The organism is Lacrimispora indolis DSM 755, from assembly GCF_000526995.1.
Classification (GTDB): domain Bacteria; phylum Bacillota; class Clostridia; order Lachnospirales; family Lachnospiraceae; genus Lacrimispora; species Lacrimispora indolis.
Window position 1 is genome coordinate 4,822,153 of record NZ_AZUI01000001.1, and the last position, 19,717, is coordinate 4,841,869.

Below are 19,717 nucleotides of genomic sequence, written 5' to 3' on the forward strand. Positions count from 1 at the left end.
TGTAAAATGGGGAAAGAAAGTTTCAAATTAATTGCCAACAACAAAAAGGCATATCACGATTATTTTATTGATGAAAAATATGAGGCCGGCATTGAACTGGCCGGAACGGAAGTAAAATCCATCCGCATGGGCAAATGCAGTGTTAAGGAATCCTTTGTCAGGATCGACAAAGGAGAAGTTTATGTCTGTGGAATGAATATCAGCCCATATGAAAAAGGGAATATCTTTAACAAAGACCCTTTAAGGGTCAGAAAGCTGCTGCTTCACAAGGCCGAGATCGGAAAACTGGATGCAAAGATTGCTCAGAAGGGGTATACCCTGGTTCCGCTTCAGGTATATTTTAAGGGAAGCCTGGTAAAGGTGGAAATTGGCCTTGCCAGAGGTAAAAAACTATATGATAAGAGAGAAGACATTGCTAAAAAGGATCAAAAAAGGGAATTGGAAAGAGACTTTAAGGTGAGGAATCTTTAGCTGGGAGACACTTTAAGCCTCCTAAATCTGTACAGAAGACTGTTTTAATGCTAAAATAGCCTTATTAAAAGATGGAGGAAAAGCGGATGGCATTATATGATTATGTGGGGGCATTAAGGCGGGGCCGCAGACAATATCAGGCTTCCGTATCAAAGGGAGAATATCCGTATCTGCCGGTCCTTGATGAAATACTGTCCTATACGGATATTGTTTCTGAAGTGAGCTTGGGGATCATGGATATTCCTCTGGAAAAGGTGGTAGGTACAAAAACAGAGGGACGCACCAGCGCCTTTGCCAGTAATTTTATGCCCCTTTTGTCGGAAAAATCGGAATTTGGAGCGAAATGGGCATATTTGTATGACCGTCAGATTGAAGAGGGAATCCATGATCCAATTGTAGCCTATGAATTTATGAACCAGTATTACGTTCAGGAAGGCAATAAAAGGGTCAGTGTTTTAAAATATGTAGGTGCTTTCAGCATTTCAGCCTCTGTCACCCGCCTGATTCCAAAACGGAACGATAATCTGGACAACAGGCTTTACTACGAATTTCTGGATTTCTATCAGGTATCCTTTAACTGCGACGTGTGGTTCAGCAAAGAAGGAAGCTATGATAAACTGATCAAAGCCATGAATAAGAATACGGGAGAGCTTTGGAGTGAGGATGACAGAATCGTTTTTAAATCCGCCTATGACCGTTTTTCCAAAGCATTTCATGCCTTTGGCGGTGATGATTATGATATGACATGTTCCGATGCTTTTCTCATCTATGTGGAGTTGTTGGGATATGATGAGGTAAAGGACAGGATCGAGGGACAAATAAAAAAAGATCTGGTCAAGATAAAGGATGAACTTCTTCTGGCTTCCAGAGGCAATAAGATTGCTTTGGTGGAACAGCCGGATGAAATCGAAGAAGCATCAGATAGCAGTCCTCTTAAGCTCATCAACTGGCTGCGCCCGTTCCAGACCATTGAACCTCATATGCTGAAGATCGCTTTTATCCATGCAAAAACAGCGGAAACTTCAAGCTGGACATATGGCCATGAGCTGGGCCGGATGCATCTGGAGCAGGCTTTTGACGGCGCCATACAGACCACAGCCTTTTTTAACGCAGATTCCGAACCTGAGATCGCAGGCGCCATTGAAATGGCTATTGCTGCCAGGTGCAACGTGATATTCACCACTGCCTCCCAGATGATTAATTTAAGTGTGAAAACCGCAATCGATCATCCGGAGGTAACGGTTTTCAACTGTTCCGTTAATATGTCCTATTCTTCCATCTGCACTTACTATGGAAGGATGTATGAATCGAAATTTCTCATGGGCGCACTGGCGGCTTCCATGTCCCAGGATGAGAAGATCGGATATATTGCTGATTATCCCATTTACGGCAACATCGCAAACATCAATGCATTTGCCCTGGGAGCAAGGATGATCAATCCATATGCCAAGGTGTACTTAGAATGGTCAAGGGTGAGAGACAGGGAGCCCCAGGCAGAGTTTGGAAAAGAGGGAATCACCTTTATTTCAGGGGATGATATGATAACTCCCCAGACACCCTCCAGGGAATATGGGCTTTACCAGAAGAATCCGGATGGACGACTTAAAAACCTGGCCACACCCATCTGGCATTGGGGCAAATTCTATGAAAGAATTGTCAACATCATATGCCGTGGGGATTTTGACCGGAAGGAAATGAAGGGAAAGCAGGCAATAAATTACTGGTGGGGAATGTCGGCAGACGTGATCGATGTCATCTGCTCCAAAAATCTGCCTCACGGTACCAGCCGGCTGATCGCATTTTTAAGAAATTCCATACGGGCAGGAAGCTTCCAGCCTTTTGAAGGAATCATTTATTCTCAGGATGGGAAGATCCAGTGTAAGGAAAACGCTAGTCTTACTCCTGAGGAAATAACCACCATGAACTGGCTGACAGAAAATGTGGTTGGACAGATTCCGGCATTTGACGAGCTTACGGAGGAAGCTCGGTCTCTGGTACGTCTCCAGGGACAGACAATATACGAAAATACGGATATGGAGGAACAGCGTGAAGATCCTGGTACTGTCTGATCATGAGTCAAAATCACTCTATGAATATTATTCGCCGGAAAAATTGAAGGACATTGATTTGATCATTTCCTGCGGTGATTTAAGGGCGAATTACCTTACATTTTTTGCTACATTTTCCCATGCCCCGGTCTTTTATGTCAGGGGAAACCATGATGGAAGGTATGAGGAGTGTCCTCCTGAGGGCTGTACCTGCATTGAGGATGATATTGTGACCTTTCAAGGAATCCGGATAATGGGGCTGGGCGGTTCCATGCAATACATTCCCGGCTCGCCAAACCAGTACACGGAACGGGGGATGGAACGGAGGATCAAAAAACTGTGGTGGAAGCTTAAGAAAAACAAAGGCTTTGATATTTTGGTCACCCATGCCCCGGCATATCAGCTCAACGATCTGCCGGACCTGCCTCATCAGGGATTTTCCTGTTTTAAGACATTAATGGACAAGTATTGTCCCAAATACTTTCTTCATGGACACGTCCATGCCAATTATGGTAAGTGCTTTAAGAGAGAAGACCAGTATGGCTGTACAACAGTTGTCAATGCATATGAATATTATATTATCGAGTACCCGGAAAATCTGTAACATTTTAAACCAGCGGTTACATATGATATAAGAGAAGCCTGATGGATAAAACCTCAATCGGAGTATCGACAATCTGGCTCTATTTTTATAAGATGTAGAGACACTCTTTGCACTGCATAAATCTACAGTACAAACTGAACAGGCGATAGCTATTATAAGCTATAGGGCCGGGTTGCCAAGTGCGACAACGGATGACTTTCATGCATCTGTGGGACAGTAGTTTACTCGTATTGTTCCACAGGTGCATTTTTTGTGTTACGAAATATGAAAATAAACAGATTGGGGACTTAATGCAGGTGCCATAAGGCTATCTTATTCAATGGGGGTAACTGTTATGGAACGGATTTTTAAAAGGAAAAGGGAAAGAGATCCGAGAGGCATTGCCATGCACGTATCAATGGTCACCATTGTGATCAATCTGTTTCTTTCGGTGTTTAAGCTGGCGGCCGGCATCCTGGCCAACTCCGGAGCTATGATTTCCGATGGGGTACATTCGGCATCCGATGTATTAAGCACAATTGTGGTCATCATAGGGGTAAACATAGCCGGTAAAAAGTCAGATAAGGAGCATCCATACGGCCATGACCGTATGGAATGTGTGGCGGCCATTATCCTGTCAGCTATGCTCATGGCTACGGGAATGGTTATTGGAATAAGCGGAGTGAAGAAGATCGCGGCGGGAAATGGGGAAGAAGCCGTTATTCCGGGACTGTTGGCATTGTTTGCCGCAGTTATGTCCATAGCTGTAAAGGAATGGATGTACTGGTACACAAGGGCGGCGGCAAAGAAGATACATTCAGGCGCAGTCATGGCGGATGCCTGGCATCACCGCTCCGACGCTCTGTCTTCCGTGGGAGCCATGATCGGCATTGCCGGAGCAAGACTAGGCTATCCGGTTCTGGACTCTTTGGCCAGTGGGGTCATCTGTATTTTTATCGGCAAGGCAGCCATCGATGTTTTTCGGGATGCAATGGATAAGATGGTGGATAAAGCCTGCGATGATGAAACGGTCCAGAAAATGAAGGAATCTGCCATGGCGGTCATGGGAGTGAAGCAGATTGATGATATCAGGACCAGGATGTTCGGCGCTAAAGTGTATGTGGACATTGAGATCGCTGCCGAGGGGAACCTGGTTCTTGTGGAATCCCATGAAATCGCAGAGAACGTCCATCTGTCCATTGAGAAGCATTTTCCCGATGTAAAGCACTGCATGGTACATGTGAATCCATTACCTGAAACTGAAATTCAGCAAAATGATCAAAGGTGCTTGTAGGTTTTCCCTCCTGTGATATAATAATAAGAAGATTTTACGTTTGACAGGAGGCAGATAAAATGAAAGAAACCATTAAAAATCTGGTGGAGAGGAGGAGTGTGCGCAGCTACTCCTCAAAACAAATAACAAAGGAAGAGCTTTATGCCATCCTGGAAGCTGGAAGGAAAAGGGGCTGCGTAAGGAAAGTGCGTGGCCTTTCATTTAACCTGTATTTTTAGATATAACTTCAAATTATAATACACATTCCTATTATTTAGTTGACAAATAGATGATGGATTGCTATCATTTAAATTACTATACAAAAAGGCGGGGATATGGATGGAGAGAATTGTATTATCATTGTTGGTTGATAACACCTCCGGCGTTTTAAGCCGTGTGGCAGGACTGTTTAGCCGCCGTGGCTATAATATTGAAAGCCTTACGGTAGGTGTGACTGCGGATGAGAGATATTCCAGGATGACAGTGGTGTCCACAGGCGATCAGGAGATTTTAGACCAGATTGAAAAGCAGCTGCGAAAGCTGGAAGATGTAAGGGATATCAAAGAATTAAAGCCGGGCCATTCTGTTTACAGGGAGCTTATTCTGGTCAAGGTACATGCCAATGCCAGTGAACGTCAGGCGATCTGTGCCATAGCCGATATTTTCAGAGCTACCATTGTGGATGTGGGCAGGGATTCCGTGACCGTCATGCTGACAGGAGATCAGTCAAAGCTTGATGCAGTCATTAATTTGCTGGAAGATTACGAAATTTTAGAGCTTGCGAGAACCGGCCTTACAGGGCTTTCAAGAGGCTCTGACGATGTCCGTTATCTGCCATAGGCAGTCTGGATTTGTAAGCTAGAGGTATTGCCAAAGGCGGACAGTGAGTCGTCGGCAGGGTTCCTTTAACAAAAATATATCAAGAGTCAGTATATGAGGAGGAAATAAAAGATGGCAAAGATTTACTATCAGGAAGATTGCAATTTATCCTTATTGGAAGGTAAGACCATTGCAGTGATTGGATACGGCAGCCAGGGCCATGCCCATGCACTTAATTTAAAGGAGTCCGGATGCGATGTGATTGTAGGACTTTATGAGGGAAGCAGTTCCTGGGCCAAAGCTGAGGCACAGGGATTAGCTGTTTATACAGCAGCAGAGGCTGCAAAAAAGGCTGACATCATCATGATTTTGATCAATGATGAGAAACAGGCTGCCATGTACAAGGAGTCCGTAGAGCCTAATTTAAAGGATGGGGACATGCTGATGTTTGCTCATGGCTTTGCCATTCACTTTGGACAGATCGTTCCTCCAAAGAATGTGGATGTTACCATGATCGCACCAAAGGCTCCCGGCCATACCGTAAGAAACGAATATCTGGTAGGCAGAGGAACTCCATGTCTGGTTGCTGTTCATCAGGATTACACAGGCAAGGCAAAGGACAAGGCCCTTGCTTATGCATTGGCGTTAGGCGGCGCAAGAGCAGGCGTGTTGGAGACAACCTTTAAGGTTGAGACAGAGACAGACCTTTTTGGTGAGCAGGCTGTATTGTGCGGAGGCGTTTGCGCACTGATGAAGGCAGGCTTTGAAACTCTGGTAGAAGCCGGATATGCTCCTGAGAATGCTTATTTCGAATGTATTCATGAGATGAAGCTGATCGTGGACCTGATTTTTGAAAGCGGCTTTGCAGGAATGAGATATTCCGTTTCCAATACTGCCGAATACGGTGATTATATCACAGGACCAAAGATCATTACCGACGAGACAAAGAAGGCAATGAAGCAGGTTCTTGCAGATATTCAGGATGGAACCTTTGCCAAGGACTGGCTGTTGGAGAACCAGGTGGGTTGTGCTCACTTTAATGCTGTTAGAAAAAAAGAGGCTTCTCACCAGTTGGAAAAGGTAGGAAGCGAGCTTCGTAAGCTGTACAGCTGGAATGACGGCGGAAAGCTGATCGATAACTAAGATTTTCTTAGCTGCGGGCGATAGCCCATATATATAGAAGAAACCCGGAAAAAGGATTGCCTTTTTCCGGGTTTCTTCTATAATATATGGAAACTCCTATGGCAGCTAAGCAGCCGCGCTTTGGTACGGGAGTCTGCAATGCAGATTCTTTATTTAGTCGGGATCCCAGCGTCTCTCATGGCTTCAAAAAAATTTTCCATAGCAGTGGACATTCCGCTGGGGTTATAAGCAAACCCAATGGTCCTCTTCCTGATGGCCATTTCCATGGGAATCTGGATCAAATCTCCCCTGTCCAGTTCTTCCTGGACAAATTCCTTGATCACACACCCGATCCCCAGCCCGATTTTTGCGAATTCAATCAGCAGATCCATGGTGGTGACTTCCAAAAGCTGGTTTGGAACAATATGGTTTTCATTGAGGTATTCATCAATGTATTTCCTGGTCATGTTGTTTTTATCCAAAAGGAGGATATTCCCTGTCTGAAAAAGGTCTGCATCCGGACCTTCCCTCAAATACAGGTTATCCAGATAGGATTTGGTTGCAACAAAAATATCCTGAATATCCATAACCGGCTTAAATAAAAGAGGGCGCCGGTTGGTAGGCTCTGCAATCAGTCCCAGATCAATCCGCTGCTGCTCCAGCATGATGATTGTATGGGAAGTGGACTGGCTTTCAATGGTGATCTTAATATGAGGATACTTCTCAATGAATCCCTTTAAATAAGGAAGGAGGATGTACTTGCAAAGGGTGTTGCTGACACCGATTCTTAAGTGCCCGATATTAAAATCCTTAACCCGTTTCAGTTCCAGTTCTCCCCGGTTTAATTCCTCAAAAGCAGCCTTTGTATGATTATATAGAAGCTTTCCCTCTTCCGTAAGCTGGACGCCTCTGGAATTTCGCGTAAATAAAGCCACCTCCAGGCTGTCCTCCAGCTTGCTGATGGATTTGCTGATGGCAGGCTGGCTGATGTAAAGCTCTTTTGCAGCCTTAGAAATATTGCCGGCTTTTGCAACCTCATAAAATATCTTATATTGGGAAAGGTTTTGATCCATGATAAGGTTTCCTTTCATTTTTATAACTAACTATTATATTAAATATTCATATTATGTATTTCTATTATATCAATAAGTATGTTAGAATGTAAAGCAGGAAAATGATGTTGCAGTTCACCCATTGGTAAGCGTTTTCAGCCCGCCAAATTATGATGGAATGGTTGAACGGCAATAGCGATAAATTAACAGGAGGACGCGACAATGGGAATGACGATGACCCAGAAAATTTTGGCAGCCCATGCAGGGCTTTCCCAGGTAAAAGCAGGACAGCTGATTGAAGCGGAGCTGGATCTGGTTTTGGGAAATGATATTACATCTCCGGTTGCCATTAAGGAAATGGAGAAATTTAATAAGGAAACGGTCTTTCATAAAGATAAGATCGCCCTGGTCATGGACCATTTTATTCCTAATAAGGATATTAAATCCGCAGAAAACTGCAAATGCTGCCGTGATTTTGCCAGCAGACACGAAATTTCCAATTATTTCGATGTGGGACAGATGGGAATCGAACATGCCCTTCTTCCGGAAAAAGGACTGGTGGTTGCAGGAGATGCAGTCATTGGAGCGGATTCCCATACATGTACCTACGGAGCGCTGGGAGCTTTTTCCACCGGTGTTGGCAGTACGGATATGGCGGCAGGCATGGTGACAGGTAAAGCCTGGTTTAAAGTGCCTTCTGCAATAAAATTTGAGCTGGTGGGAAAGCCTTCCAAATGGGTTGGCGGCAAGGATGTCATTCTGCACATCATAGGCATGATCGGTGTGGATGGCGCCTTATATAAGTCCATGGAATTTTCCGGAGAAGGCATCAGGAATTTGTCCATGGATGACCGCTTTACCATTTGCAACATGGCCATTGAAGCAGGCGGAAAGAACGGAATTTTTCCGGTGGACGATTTAGCCATTCAATACATGAAGGACCACTCTAAGCGTGACTTCAAAATATATGAGGCAGATGAGGATGCAGAGTATGATGCGGTTTACACCATTGATTTATCCAAGTTAGAGCCTACGGTTTCCTTCCCTCACCTTCCTGAAAATACCAGGACCATGGGTACCTTTGATGAGATTAAGGTGGATCAGTCGGTGATCGGCTCCTGTACCAACGGCAGGCTTGACGATATGCGCATAGCTGCTGCTGTTATGAAAGGGCGGAAGGTGGCAAAAAATGTACGCTGCATTGTGATTCCCGCTACTCAGGAAATCTATCTCCAATCCATGAAGGAAGGACTTTTGGAAATCTTCATCGAATCCGGAGCTGTAGTCAGCACCCCGACCTGCGGCCCGTGTCTTGGCGGCTATATGGGAATCCTGGCGGCAGGAGAGCGCTGTATTTCCACCACGAACCGGAATTTTGTAGGGCGGATGGGTCACGTGGACTCAGAGGTATACCTGTCCAGTCCTGCGGTGGCTGCTGCAAGTGCGATTACTGGCCATATCTCTGCGCCGGATGAACTGGGATTATAGGAGGTCATAAAATATGAAGGCATGTGGATCTGTTTTTAAATATGGAGATAACGTGGATACGGATGTTATCATTCCTGCCAGATATTTAAATATCACCGACGGGAATGAACTGGCAAAACACTGTATGGAAGATATTGACAAAGATTTTGTAACCAATGTGAAAAAAGGGGACATTATTGTCGCAAATAAAAACTTTGGATGCGGTTCCTCCAGAGAACACGCTCCCCTGGTAATCAAGTGCGCCGGAGTGAGCTGTGTTATTGCTGAGACCTTTGCCAGGATTTTCTACCGGAATGCCATTAACATCGGTCTTCCTATTATAGAGTGTCCGGAGGCTGCCAGTGCCATAGAGGCGGGAGATGAGGTGGAGGTGGATTTTGACAGTGGTATCATCACTGATAAGACCACCGGTGAATCCTTTCAGGGACAGGCATTTCCTCCTTTTATGCAGGAGATTATTTCAGCCGGAGGATTATTTCCTTATATAAATAAGAAAAAGTAACTGGTTTTTCCATGGAAAAAACGTCCGCAATTGTCAGGAACTGTATCCGGCTGTTGCGGACTTTTTACTTATCCAATGGCAGCGAGCCAAGATCAAGCCCTGATTTTGACGGTTGCCGCCGGTCAGATACCCTGCAGCCTGCTGCGGGGTATTTGACATCCCGGCATTGCCAATAGTGGAAATACGTATTATAATTAGAAAAAAATTCAAGGAGCTGAACAACATGGTAAAAACAAATGCAATGCGTATGCTTGACAAGGCAAAGATTGAATATGCAACCAGGGAATATGAAGTGGATGAACAGAATTTATCCGGCAGCCACGCAGCGGATATGATGGGGGCGGATCACGGAAGCGTATTTAAAACTCTTGTATTAAAAGGAGAGAAAATGGGATATCTGGTCTGCTGCATTCCGGTGGATGGAGAACTGGATTTGAGAAAAGTGGCGAAGGCTGCCGGAGAAAAGAAGGTGGAGATGATTCCCATGAAAGATTTGCAGAATATTACCGGATACATTCGGGGAGGCTGTTCTCCCATAGGCATGAAAAAACAATTTCCGACATTTGTCGAGGAATCAGCCCTTTCTTATTCGGAAATTGTCGTCAGCGGAGGGCTGAGAGGACAGCAGATCGTCATCTCTCCACAGACCCTGATTGAGTTCATAAAGGGTAGATTTGCCCCTTTAATGCAGGATTAGTTTACATAAAACAAAAAATGAGAGAGACAAGCCATTGCCTCATAACACAATAATTAACATAAATGTAACACTATTGTAAAATATACATATATAAATATTACAAATAGATTAAAAATATACATGGATTATATGTATAATATACACAAAACAAAATAGGAGGTAAAAATTTAGAAATTAAAATATCACAAAAATGTTAAATGGCCATTGACTTTTTTGGCAGGCTTCTTCTATAATTACGGACGTTACCAAGAAACGGCTGTGGAGTGCGCCCTCAGCTCAGGCAAGTGATATAAGAGAAAGAGGTGTATGTATGCTTACACTACGCTCTATCCTTCAGCAGATTTGTCAATTCTTCAGAGGGATGACCCTTAAGGTCACAAAGCGGATGTATCGTTCTTCCGCAGTTTTCATGGCGGGTGCAGCAATTATTACTGTTGTGGCATTTACCTCAGCAGGATTTGGAAGCGGCGGCAGGAATGCTTTAACGGCATTTGCAGAAACGCCGGAATCAGAAGACGTCACGGATCAGGAAGAAGTGAAAGAAGAAACCGTTGCCCAGGCAAAGGCCCAGATAAAGCTTACAGAATCCCGGATGCAGGCACAGCAGCTTGCCGGCAATTTTCTGGAAAAAGAAGTAATCCAAAAGCAGGAGCTGGAGGAAGAATCCCAGGCGGAGACCCGGCGGATCAATGCCCGGATCGCTTTGGAAGCAGAGGCAAAACGGCAGGCAGAAGAAGCGGCCCAAAAGGCGGAAGAAGCGAGAAAAGCGGCAGAAGAGGCTGCAAAGAAGGCAGAAGAAGAAAAGGCCGTTCATGCCATGTCCGTATCTCAGGACGATTATCAGGTATTGCTGCGGATCGTGCAGGCTGAGGCCGGTATTTGTGATGACAGAGGAAAGATACTTGTTGCCAACGTAATTTTAAACCGTGTGAAGAGCGGACAATTTCCGGATACGGTGAAAGGGGTCGTCTATGCACCTTCCCAGTTTTCGCCGGTGTCAAACGGCAGCATTAATTCCGTAAAAGTAACTGATGATACAAGACAGTGTGTTGACCGCGCTTTGGCCGGAGAGGATTACTCCAATGGAGCCCTGTATTTTATGTACCGGGGAGGCTCCAGGAGAGGTGCGGTGAGCTGGTTTGATTCTCATCTGACTTACTTGTTTCAGCATGGGAACCATGAATTTTTTAAATAAAAACATTGTAGAATATTCTGCTTTAGGTGTATACTATATGTGTCCGGCAGGTACCCTTGGAGTCTGCTGTCAAAACTATACGATACATAAAAGGAGAGTATGATTATGATTTTCGACTCAGCAAAAAACCTTGATTTTTACAGAAATCTCGGAATGGATGGAAGATACGAAAAGGCAGTTGATTTTCTTAAGAACACTGATTTGGAGAGCCTGGCGCCAGGCAAATATGAGATTGACGGCAAGAATGTCTTTGCCAATGTAACAGAGTACACAACGGTTCCCTGGGAGGAAGCCAAGTACGAAGCCCACCATAATTATACAGATATCCAATATATGATATCCGGTTCAGAAACCATGACATATGCACGAATCGATGAACTGGCTGAAAAAGTACCTTATAACGAAGAAAAAGATGTTGTATTTTACGACAATGAAAATCCAGGCTTAAAAGTGGTAGTAAAGGCTGGAGAATATATGATTTTCAATCCTTGGGATGGCCATAAGCCAAAGGCAGCTGCCGGTGAACCGGCCTTTATTAAAAAAGTGATTGTTAAAATCAAAGAGAACTGATCAAAAAACGGGAGCCAATCCTTTTTATAGGGGATTGGCTCCCATATTTATTTATGGCTGCCAGTCATCCTGCCCGGACAGGACGGCTTCTTTTGTGAACTTTTTAAGCTGGGATTCTGTCAGACGGCGGATCCAGTCCGGCCGTTCCTTCATTACGCCTCCAGGGCCAAAGCTGCCGTATTCGGCGTAAAAGGTATGGGTATGAGCAGCATCTTTGTTCCAATCATGCCAGCCTTCCTTGCAGATATGATCATCCATGTAGCAGTCTATCAGCACGGTTTTCCCATACTCCCTCCACGGGCGCCCCAGGTATGCGCTGTCCGGGGGGCAGTTGCTTTCAAAACGGCAGTTTGTCATGACATAACCGTATTCCTGGCCTTCTGGAGTGGACGCGGCTGTTACATAGCTGCTGATTTCCTTTCCCGTGTATTTGGAGAAGAAGGTACAGCTTTCAAAATATGCCGTGGCACTGCCGAATATAAAGTCAATATCCCCCTCCACATAACAGTTTTTATAATAATGTCTGCCATTGATCCGGGGAGCATGCTGCTTTGGACCGATAAATCCATTGGGTTCGATTTCCTTCGGAGGAAGGGGGCCTGTAAAAAGAGTATCCTGATTTCCAAGGAAACGGCAGTTTTCAAAAGACAACCGGTCTCCGTCTGCGTAAAGGGCTATGGCCTGCCCAACGTCGTCGCCCTTTCCGGCGCTGTTTTCAAAGGTGAGATTCCTGGCGGTAAAATCATGGGTGTCGATCAGGCAGGAATAGGTCCGGAAGGTGCCCCGCTTCATCCCGTCTTCCATGGTCATGCGGGCATAAAGGCCGCAGGAGAGAATGGTGTCTTCTGCATCGTCCCCGATAAAGGTTACATTTGGAATCGTTACGGTAATCTGTTCTTCATAAAGTCCCTTGTGAATGTAGAGGATGTGTTCCCCGGTATGACCGGCTGGAAGGGAACGAAGCGCTTCTCCAATGCTGTTAAAATCTCCTGTGCCATCTTTTGAAATGTGAATCATAATTATCCTCTCTTTTGCTTATTGTATACATAATGTAAATTATATATTAAATATATACATTTTTTGGGATAATTGCAATAAAAATCATTGACTTATTCTTAACGAAGTGAGATAATAGAAACAAATTTGGATTTTATAAAAGGAGGATTATTCTATGTCAACAAAAGCATATTATCCAATCAATGAAATTGGAAAAGGCAAACCAGGTTTTGCAACCACGCGTTCGATCATTGAAGCTCCGTTTTATGGAAACAATGTTATTAAAGTTAACACTCTTAGAGAGGCATATGACTTGGCAAAGAATTCACCGGGAACCGTAGTAACGGATATGCCGGTATACAGGGGAGAAGAGTTTGGTCTTGAGCGGGATGCCAAAGTTCTCTTATTTAACGATGGTGCAATTACCGGACGTTATGCAACCGCAAGGAGAATTGCAGGAGAGCCCGGCGTAAATTGCGGCGCTTTGGATAAGGTGGTTATGGATGCGGTTTATGAGACCCGTTGGAAAACAATGTATCATGCAGAAGTTTATGCCGGACTTGACCCTGAATTCATGGTGAAAGTTCACCTTCTTATTCCGGAAGGCGAAGAAAATATTCTGTATAACTGGATGCTGAACTTCCAGTATATGTCTGATGAATATGCAAAAATGTATAAAGCTTCCAAGCCAGTCGGTGATGGAAAAGAAACTGATATCTATATCTTCTCTGATCCTCAGTGGAACGGCTCTGACCGTCCCGGTGTAGATCTGTCCTGTTTAAGCGATCCAAAATGTTTGTGCTATTTTAATACGGACCAGAACTGTGCGGCAATCCTGGGTATGAGATACTTCGGAGAGCATAAAAAAGGCACCCTTACCATGGTTTGGGCTCTTGCAAACCGCAACGGATATGCTTCCTGTCACGGCGGACAGAAAGAATATAACCTAACCGATGGTTCAAAATATGTTGCATCTGTATTTGGTTTATCCGGTTCAGGAAAATCCACCATTACCCATGCAAAGCATGGCGGAAAATATGATGTTACGGTTCTTCATGATGATGCATTCATTATCAATACTGACACCTGCTCATCTGTGGCAATAGAACCCACATACTTTGATAAAACACAGGATTATCCGACCGGCTGTGAAGATAATAAATATCTTTTAACTGCCCAGAACTGCTCCTGTACCATGGATGAAGACGGAAAGATCCAGCTGGTAACAGAAGACATCAGAAACGGAAATGGACGTGCCATCAAGTCAAAACTGTGGTCTCCAAACCGTGTGGATAAGATCGATGCGCCGGTCAATGCTATTTTCTGGATCATGAAGGATCCGACCATTCCACCTGTAGTCAAGCTGAAAGGTGCTTCCCTGGCCTCAGTTATGGGTGCGACTCTTGCGACCAAGAGATCATCAGCAGAGCGTCTTGCACCGGGAGCTGATCCAAATGCTCTGGTAGTTGTTCCATATGCAAACCCATTCAGAACCTATCCTTTGGTCAATGACTATGAAAAATTCAAAAAGCTGGTAGAAGAGAAGAACGTGGATTGTTACATTATTAATACTGGCGATTTCATGGGTAAGAAGGTTCAGCCAAAGGATACCTTGGGAATTCTGGAGGCCATCGTGGACAAGACGGCCCAGTTTAAGCAGTGGGGACCGTTCTCTGATATCGAGATCTTTGAATGGGAAGGATTTGTTCCGGATCTTGACGATGCCGTTTATGCGGAGCAGTTAAAAGCCCGTATGGAAGACAGGGTGAAATTCGTTGCAAATACTGCTACTGTTAAGGAAGGCTATGATAAACTTCCTGATGATGCTCTGGCAGCCCTTCAGAAAATTGTTGAAGAACTGAAATAAAATTTCATAGAGACGAAAAAGGGATCTCCTTTTTCGTCTCTGTTTTTTGCGAATGCCGCGTCAACTAAGAAAAGCTTGCAAAGCCTGTTTTCCTTAGTTTCACTGACACAGGAGGAACCATGAATAAAGATTATTTTTTGTTTGATTTGGACGGAACGCTTACAGATCCAAAGGAAGGGATAACAAAGTCCGTCCAATATGCTCTCCGTCATTTTGGAATTGAGACGGAGAACTTAGATGAGCTTTGCTGCTTTATCGGACCGCCATTAAAGGACAGCTTTATGGAATATTACGGCTTTAGCGAGGAACAGGCAGGAAAGGCCATCGACGTTTACCGGGAGTATTTCTCAGGAAAAGGGCTGTATGAAAATAAGGCGTATGAGGGTGTTGCAGAAGTTTTGCAGTCCTTTCTTAATGCGGGGAAAAAGCTTTATGTGGCCTCCTCAAAGCCTGAGGTGTTTGTCAGGATGATCCTGAAGCATTTTGAACTGGATTCCTATTTTACGTTTATGGGCGGTGCCGATATGGGAGAAACCAGGGTGAAAAAAGCCGATGTGATCCGCTACGTTTTAGAAGAATGCGGAATCAGGGACCTGGACAAAACGGTGATGATCGGAGACAGAAAGCATGATGTTCTGGGGGCAAAAGAAATCGGAATTGCCTCTGTAGGGGTGCTGTACGGTTATGGAAGCGAGCAGGAGCTTAAAGCGGCCGGAGCAGATGTTCTGGCTGAAACAATTTTTGATTTGCAGAATCTTTTATAGTGTGCTATACTGAGTCTCTAACGCCGGAACAGGATAGCATAAAAGCCGGATACATTTCGATGATCAGGAGGAATACAAGAGATGAAAAAGGTGGAGATCGGATTCTGGGGAATTGAATCCATCCTGGAGTTTGTCTCAATTGCGGGAGCGTGTAAAGAGAAGATGAATCTGGCCTGCGGAGACAGCATAGTAAATGCAAAATCACTGCTGTCTGTACTGTCTTTGGCCACTACGGAAGGGTTGGAATTGGTCATTCATGAAGAATCCTGTGATTCTCTTTTAGGACTCCTGGAACTGTATGTTGAGCATGGAAGACTGCTTGGCAGCAAACATATTGCTGTCTGATCCGATTCGTGAAACTTAAAACTGTCAGGAAAAGGAACTTGAAAAACAGATTGAAGTAGTGTATACTAAGACCATAGAAATCATAGGAATGTAATTCCTGAAATGTGCGACACTCTTACCTTTTTTGAACCTACATTATGACTCATGGGATTCCGATATTTTCAGGTGGATGTCAGGCCTCCGTTTGCAGTGGAAGGCAGAAACCTGAGTGAGGTTGCCCACCTAGCAAGGCTAGGCGTCAATAAGTAAGAACCGGCATTTTGGGGTTACAAAAGAAAAAAGCAGCGAGAAATCGCTGCTTTAACTTTATGGTAAAGTATGGTAAAGTATAGAATAGACAACAGTCAATCTAAATAACTTAGGAGAATTTCAATGAAAGAAACAAAATTTCGGAACTATATATGCTGGGGGATCACAGCCCTTTCCGTTATTGCCCTGAGCATTGTTTTTGCCTTCTTCCTTTCCAGATTCCAGGCAGTGAAAGGAACTGCAAAATTAGTTGTGGGGATTCTTATGCCGGTCATTTACGGAGCTGTACTTGCATATCTTTTACTGCCGGTATATAACAAGTCCAGAGATCTTACAAGGCGCCTGCTTTCCTCCATGTGGAAAAATGAAAGAGGGTCCAGGTCAATATCCAGTGCCATGGGTACTTTGGTCAGCCTCATTTTTCTGTTTGTGATCGTAGTCGGACTCTTCTGGATGATCATCCCTGAGATTTATACCAGCGTTATGGGACTTCAGGAGACATTAGGCGAAAATATCAACGATCTGGCTTTGTGGCTTCAAAAAATGTTTGAGGATAATCCGGCTGTGGAGCGGGCGGTCATTCCCATATATGACCGGCTGACAAGCCAGCTGCAAGGCTGGATGACCTCTGATCTGGTTCCCAACATGTCCATGCTCATCGGCAGCCTTTCCAGCGGACTGTTAAGCGTGGTGCTGGTTCTTAAGAACATCCTGATCGGCGTCATTGTAATGGTTTATCTCCTAAACATAAAGGGAACCCTTTCTGCCCAGGGAAAGAAAATCATTTACAGCATACTTCCCGTTAAAACGGCTAACCAGGCGATCAATGAGATTCGCTTTGTTCACCGGGTATTCGGCGGATTCATAACAGGCAAGATTTTAGATTCCCTGATAATCGGAATCATGTGCTTTGTTCTTTTAAACGCCATGAAAATGCCTTATGCACTGTTAGTGAGCGTGATTGTGGGGGTGACCAACGTAATTCCGTTTTTCGGACCGTTTATCGGAGCCATACCAAGCGCGTTCCTGATCCTTTTGGTCAGCCCGCTCAAATGTTTGTATTTCCTGATATTTATCCTTTTGCTCCAGCAGTTTGACGGAAATATCCTGGGGCCGAAAATATTGGGACAATCCACAGGGCTTCCCAGCTTCTGGGTGCTGTTCTCCATCCTGCTTTTTGGAGGGCTCTTTGGCTTTGTGGGAATGATCATAGCCGTTCCCACCTTTGCGGTGTTTTACAGCGCGGTGTCAAGGCTGGTGAACCGTTCCCTGACGAAAAAGAACCTTTCCCTTAAAACGACAGATTATTTTGACCTAGAACGGATCGATGAAGATAAAAAAACATATATGAGATAAGAGGAGCACATGAATAAAAAGAAATTTATCGGATTTGTTGCCGGTATTCCTCTTTTGGTTTTGATTCTCATTATAATTATTCTGGTAAATGAACCGGAACCGGAGGGAATATCAAGAGGGGCCGCATATAAGTCGGCTGCTCTCCTTCTTACAGATAGAGAAAGCTGTGAAAAAATGCTGACGGATCAGAAGCAGGGGTATTTTCCGGAAAAGGAACAGAATAACTGGTATGTGAAATACATGAATTACCTGTATGCAGAAGGCTATCTTGATCCTGATGAAATACCGGCCAAAAGAGACACTGCAGAAGGCTTTCTGACCTATAAAGAGGCGGAAAGCCTGGCGGAAGCTTTGGTTCCGGGTTCAGGAAAGAAAATTCATGAGAGCGGCAAAAAGCAGAACAAAAGGATCCCGGCAGATGAATGGTGGTATTTTTATGATGAGTTGAGAGAATCCCTTGATAAGGAAGGAAAGATCAAGGTTCTTGATGTATTCCTTTATGGCACTCCCACCAACGTAAAAACCGCATCAGCCTGGACCGCCTATACCAGCGGGGGAAATTTCCAATTTGAGGGCATCAGCCTGGATTCTTACATAGACTGGGAGTTAAAGCTTCTGGTAAGAAACGGTGAGATCATTGCATTAAAAGAAGCAGTGACAGATTCCATAACCTATAAAAACGTCTGGCTGACCACAGGTGAGGGAGGAACCTTCCGCGTATACTTAGGGGCGGTGGAACGCACCTTTCCCCTTGAGGCTTCTTTGGGACAGCCCGAGGAATTTGCCAATAACATTGCGGACATCAGTTTGAAAAGAGGGAGCCTTCAAAAGGTTACCATGAAGAAAAAGAAGATATCCGGGAAGGTCCTGGCTGTAAAGGACGATTCCATTGAAGTTGAAGGGTATGGCAGTTTAAAGCTGGATAAGGATTTTAAAGTATACCGGCTCTATGGACAGTTTGAAGAGCGGAGCATTTCCGATGTTCTGGTAGGATATGACATACAGGATTTTGTTGTGGCTCATGGAAGGATATGCGCTGCTTTACTGGTAAGGGAATTTGATGCAAAGAGCATACGGGTTCTTTTGATGAGCACCAACTTCCAGTCCATTTTTCATTCGTCCATAACCCTGTCTGCTGAAAGCGGTCTGTCATTGTCCTATGGGGAAGAGGAAGTAAATGTGCCTCCAAAGGCAGAAGTGATCATTGATACGGCAGACGAGCGGCTGAAGGACGGGCGGATCGTAGCTGCGCCTCTGGAAAAAGGAGATACCATATCCGTCAATTCCATCCAAAGATCCTATGGTACACCAACCTATGACGGTACCATTGAGATACGAAAGGAAGGGGAGGGACTGATTTTGATCAATGATCTGTATTTAGAGGATTATCTGACCAGGGTCGTGCCCAGCGAAATGCCTGACAGCTACGAAAAGGAAGCCTTAAAGGCCCAGGCTGTCTGCGCCAGGACTTACGCCTTCCGCCAGATCCAGAGCAACACCTACAGCAAATACGGTGCCCATGTGGATGACAGCACCAGATTCCAGGTTTACAACAATCTTCCTGCCGCGTCGAAAACAGAGGAGGCGGTGCGGGAGACCTATGGAAAGCTGTTGTTTTACGATAACAGTCCGATTGAGGCCTTTTATTTTTCAACCTCCTGCGGACACACCACTGACGGAAGCGTATGGGGAGGCGACCCGGCCCAGTTCCCCTATTTAGATGGCAGCCTTCTTCAGGACAGCAGAGGTGTTTTAAACCTGTCCACAAACTCTGATTTTGAAGAATTTATAAAGAAAAAAGACTATCCGGCCTATGACTCGTCGTTCCCTATGTACCGGTGGGAAACCACTGTCACCAACAGGCAGCTGGAGGAAGAGATCACCGAGGTGGGCTCTATCCTAAACATTACGGTAACGGAACGGGGAGTGGGCGGAATTGTAAAAAAACTGAGGGTCGAAGGATCTGACGGCGTTATGACCATTAATGGAGAAGGACAGGTGAGGGCAAAGCTTGGAAACAAATATATGATAATCACCAAACTGGATGGCACGCTTATGAAGAACTTTGACTCTCTCCCAAGCGCCTACATTGCAATAGAAAACCAGGGTGTTGATGACAATAATATTACCACTTTCCATATTTATGGAGGAGGCTTTGGCCACGGAGTCGGCATGAGTCAGAATGGTGCTCAGGCCATGGCAAAGGAAGGAAAGAATTTTGAAGATATTCTGAAATTCTACTACCACGATACAGAAGTACGGGAAGCGGAGCAGAGAAAGGAATGAGAATGACATTTCCAGCGTAGGATGATAGAAAAAA

Annotated in this window: 19 protein-coding genes, 1 other RNA gene and 1 riboswitch; of the genes, 18 read left to right on the top strand and 2 right to left on the bottom strand. The window is 44.7% G+C overall.

Annotation, left to right across the window (positions count from 1 at the left end; all coding sequences use genetic code 11):
- Positions 1-6: 6 nt before the first annotated feature.
- The 7 genes from smpB to ilvC all read left to right on the top strand — a co-directional run bounded on the left by smpB (position 7) and on the right by ilvC (position 6,337).
- Positions 7-471: an SsrA-binding protein SmpB gene (gene smpB, locus K401_RS0123455; RefSeq protein WP_024295229.1), complete on the top strand. Its 465-nt coding sequence runs from the start codon at positions 7-9 to the stop codon at positions 469-471.
- Positions 472-557: 86 nt separating this feature from the next.
- Positions 558-2,540: a BMP family ABC transporter substrate-binding protein gene (locus K401_RS0123460; protein WP_024295230.1), complete on the top strand. Its 1,983-nt coding sequence runs from the start codon at positions 558-560 to the stop codon at positions 2,538-2,540.
- Positions 2,518-3,123 carry a metallophosphoesterase family protein gene (locus K401_RS0123465; protein ID WP_024295231.1) on the top strand — a complete coding sequence of 202 codons (606 nt, stop codon included), beginning with the start codon at positions 2,518-2,520 and terminating at the stop codon, positions 3,121-3,123. The genes K401_RS0123460 and K401_RS0123465 overlap by 23 nt, the downstream gene beginning before the upstream one ends.
- Before the next feature lie 124 nt (positions 3,124-3,247).
- Positions 3,248-3,342: riboswitch (NiCo riboswitch) on the top strand.
- Positions 3,343-3,457: 115 nt separating this feature from the next.
- Positions 3,458-4,396, top strand: coding sequence for a cation diffusion facilitator family transporter (locus tag K401_RS0123470; RefSeq protein WP_051464083.1), 939 nt, complete (start codon positions 3,458-3,460; stop codon positions 4,394-4,396).
- 59 nt (positions 4,397-4,455) lie between these two features.
- Complete coding sequence (locus tag K401_RS33060; protein WP_156945314.1) at positions 4,456-4,614, top strand: nitroreductase family protein; 159 nt, start codon at positions 4,456-4,458, stop codon at positions 4,612-4,614.
- Between the two features lie 100 nt (positions 4,615-4,714).
- On the top strand, positions 4,715-5,215 hold the full coding sequence (gene ilvN, locus K401_RS0123480) for an acetolactate synthase small subunit (protein ID WP_024295233.1): 501 nt from the start codon (positions 4,715-4,717) through the stop codon (positions 5,213-5,215).
- Positions 5,216-5,326: 111 nt separating this feature from the next.
- The gene (gene ilvC, locus K401_RS0123485) at positions 5,327-6,337 is read left to right on the top strand and encodes a ketol-acid reductoisomerase (protein ID WP_024295234.1); all 1,011 of its coding nucleotides are present in this window, start codon (positions 5,327-5,329) and stop codon (positions 6,335-6,337) included.
- 149 nt (positions 6,338-6,486) lie between these two features.
- On the opposite strand, the gene K401_RS0123490 is transcribed toward ilvC, so the two are convergent.
- The gene (locus K401_RS0123490; protein WP_024295235.1) at positions 6,487-7,389 is read right to left on the bottom strand and encodes a LysR family transcriptional regulator; all 903 of its coding nucleotides are present in this window, start codon (positions 7,387-7,389) and stop codon (positions 6,487-6,489) included.
- A gap of 201 nt (positions 7,390-7,590) precedes the next feature.
- Here K401_RS0123490 and leuC point away from each other — a divergent pair, with 201 nt between their 5' ends.
- From leuC to K401_RS0123515, 5 genes are all read left to right on the top strand, one after another.
- Positions 7,591-8,856, top strand: coding sequence for a 3-isopropylmalate dehydratase large subunit (leuC, locus tag K401_RS0123495; RefSeq protein WP_024295236.1), 1,266 nt, complete (start codon positions 7,591-7,593; stop codon positions 8,854-8,856).
- Positions 8,857-8,869: 13 nt separating this feature from the next.
- Positions 8,870-9,358, top strand: a complete 489-nt coding sequence (gene leuD / locus K401_RS0123500) for a 3-isopropylmalate dehydratase small subunit (protein ID WP_024295237.1) — start codon at positions 8,870-8,872, stop codon at positions 9,356-9,358.
- Between the two features lie 223 nt (positions 9,359-9,581).
- Positions 9,582-10,055 carry a Cys-tRNA(Pro) deacylase gene (gene ybaK, locus K401_RS0123505; protein WP_024295238.1) on the top strand — a complete coding sequence of 158 codons (474 nt, stop codon included), beginning with the start codon at positions 9,582-9,584 and terminating at the stop codon, positions 10,053-10,055.
- A 310-nt stretch (positions 10,056-10,365) separates the two neighbouring features.
- On the top strand, positions 10,366-11,250 hold the full coding sequence (locus K401_RS0123510) for a cell wall hydrolase (RefSeq protein ID WP_024295239.1): 885 nt from the start codon (positions 10,366-10,368) through the stop codon (positions 11,248-11,250).
- Positions 11,251-11,355: 105 nt separating this feature from the next.
- On the top strand, positions 11,356-11,820 hold the full coding sequence (locus tag K401_RS0123515; protein WP_024295240.1) for a NanQ anomerase/TabA/YiaL family protein: 465 nt from the start codon (positions 11,356-11,358) through the stop codon (positions 11,818-11,820).
- A 51-nt stretch (positions 11,821-11,871) separates the two neighbouring features.
- On the opposite strand, the gene K401_RS0123520 is transcribed toward K401_RS0123515, so the two are convergent.
- Entirely contained in the window at positions 11,872-12,837 is a 966-nt protein-coding gene (locus tag K401_RS0123520; protein ID WP_024295241.1) for a pectinesterase family protein, read from the bottom strand.
- Positions 12,838-12,991: 154 nt separating this feature from the next.
- On the opposite strand from K401_RS0123520, the gene K401_RS0123525 reads away from it, so the two are divergent.
- The 6 genes from K401_RS0123525 (at position 12,992) to K401_RS0123545 (ending at position 19,683) form a co-directional block, all read left to right on the top strand.
- Positions 12,992-14,683, top strand: coding sequence for a phosphoenolpyruvate carboxykinase (ATP) (locus tag K401_RS0123525; RefSeq protein WP_024295242.1), 1,692 nt, complete (start codon positions 12,992-12,994; stop codon positions 14,681-14,683).
- Positions 14,684-14,802: 119 nt separating this feature from the next.
- Entirely contained in the window at positions 14,803-15,447 is a 645-nt protein-coding gene (locus K401_RS0123530; RefSeq protein WP_024295243.1) for an HAD family hydrolase, read from the top strand.
- An 81-nt stretch (positions 15,448-15,528) separates the two neighbouring features.
- On the top strand, positions 15,529-15,792 hold the full coding sequence (locus K401_RS0123535) for an HPr family phosphocarrier protein (RefSeq protein WP_024295244.1): 264 nt from the start codon (positions 15,529-15,531) through the stop codon (positions 15,790-15,792).
- Positions 15,793-15,883: 91 nt separating this feature from the next.
- Positions 15,884-16,063, top strand: a non-coding RNA gene (gene ssrS / locus K401_RS32595) — 6S RNA.
- A gap of 101 nt (positions 16,064-16,164) precedes the next feature.
- Positions 16,165-17,397 (top strand): AI-2E family transporter, encoded by a 1,233-nt coding sequence (locus K401_RS0123540; RefSeq protein ID WP_024295245.1) that lies wholly within the window; start codon positions 16,165-16,167, stop codon positions 17,395-17,397.
- A 9-nt stretch (positions 17,398-17,406) separates the two neighbouring features.
- Positions 17,407-19,683: a SpoIID/LytB domain-containing protein gene (locus K401_RS0123545; RefSeq protein WP_024295246.1), complete on the top strand. Its 2,277-nt coding sequence runs from the start codon at positions 17,407-17,409 to the stop codon at positions 19,681-19,683.
- Positions 19,684-19,717: the final 34 nt, after the last annotated feature.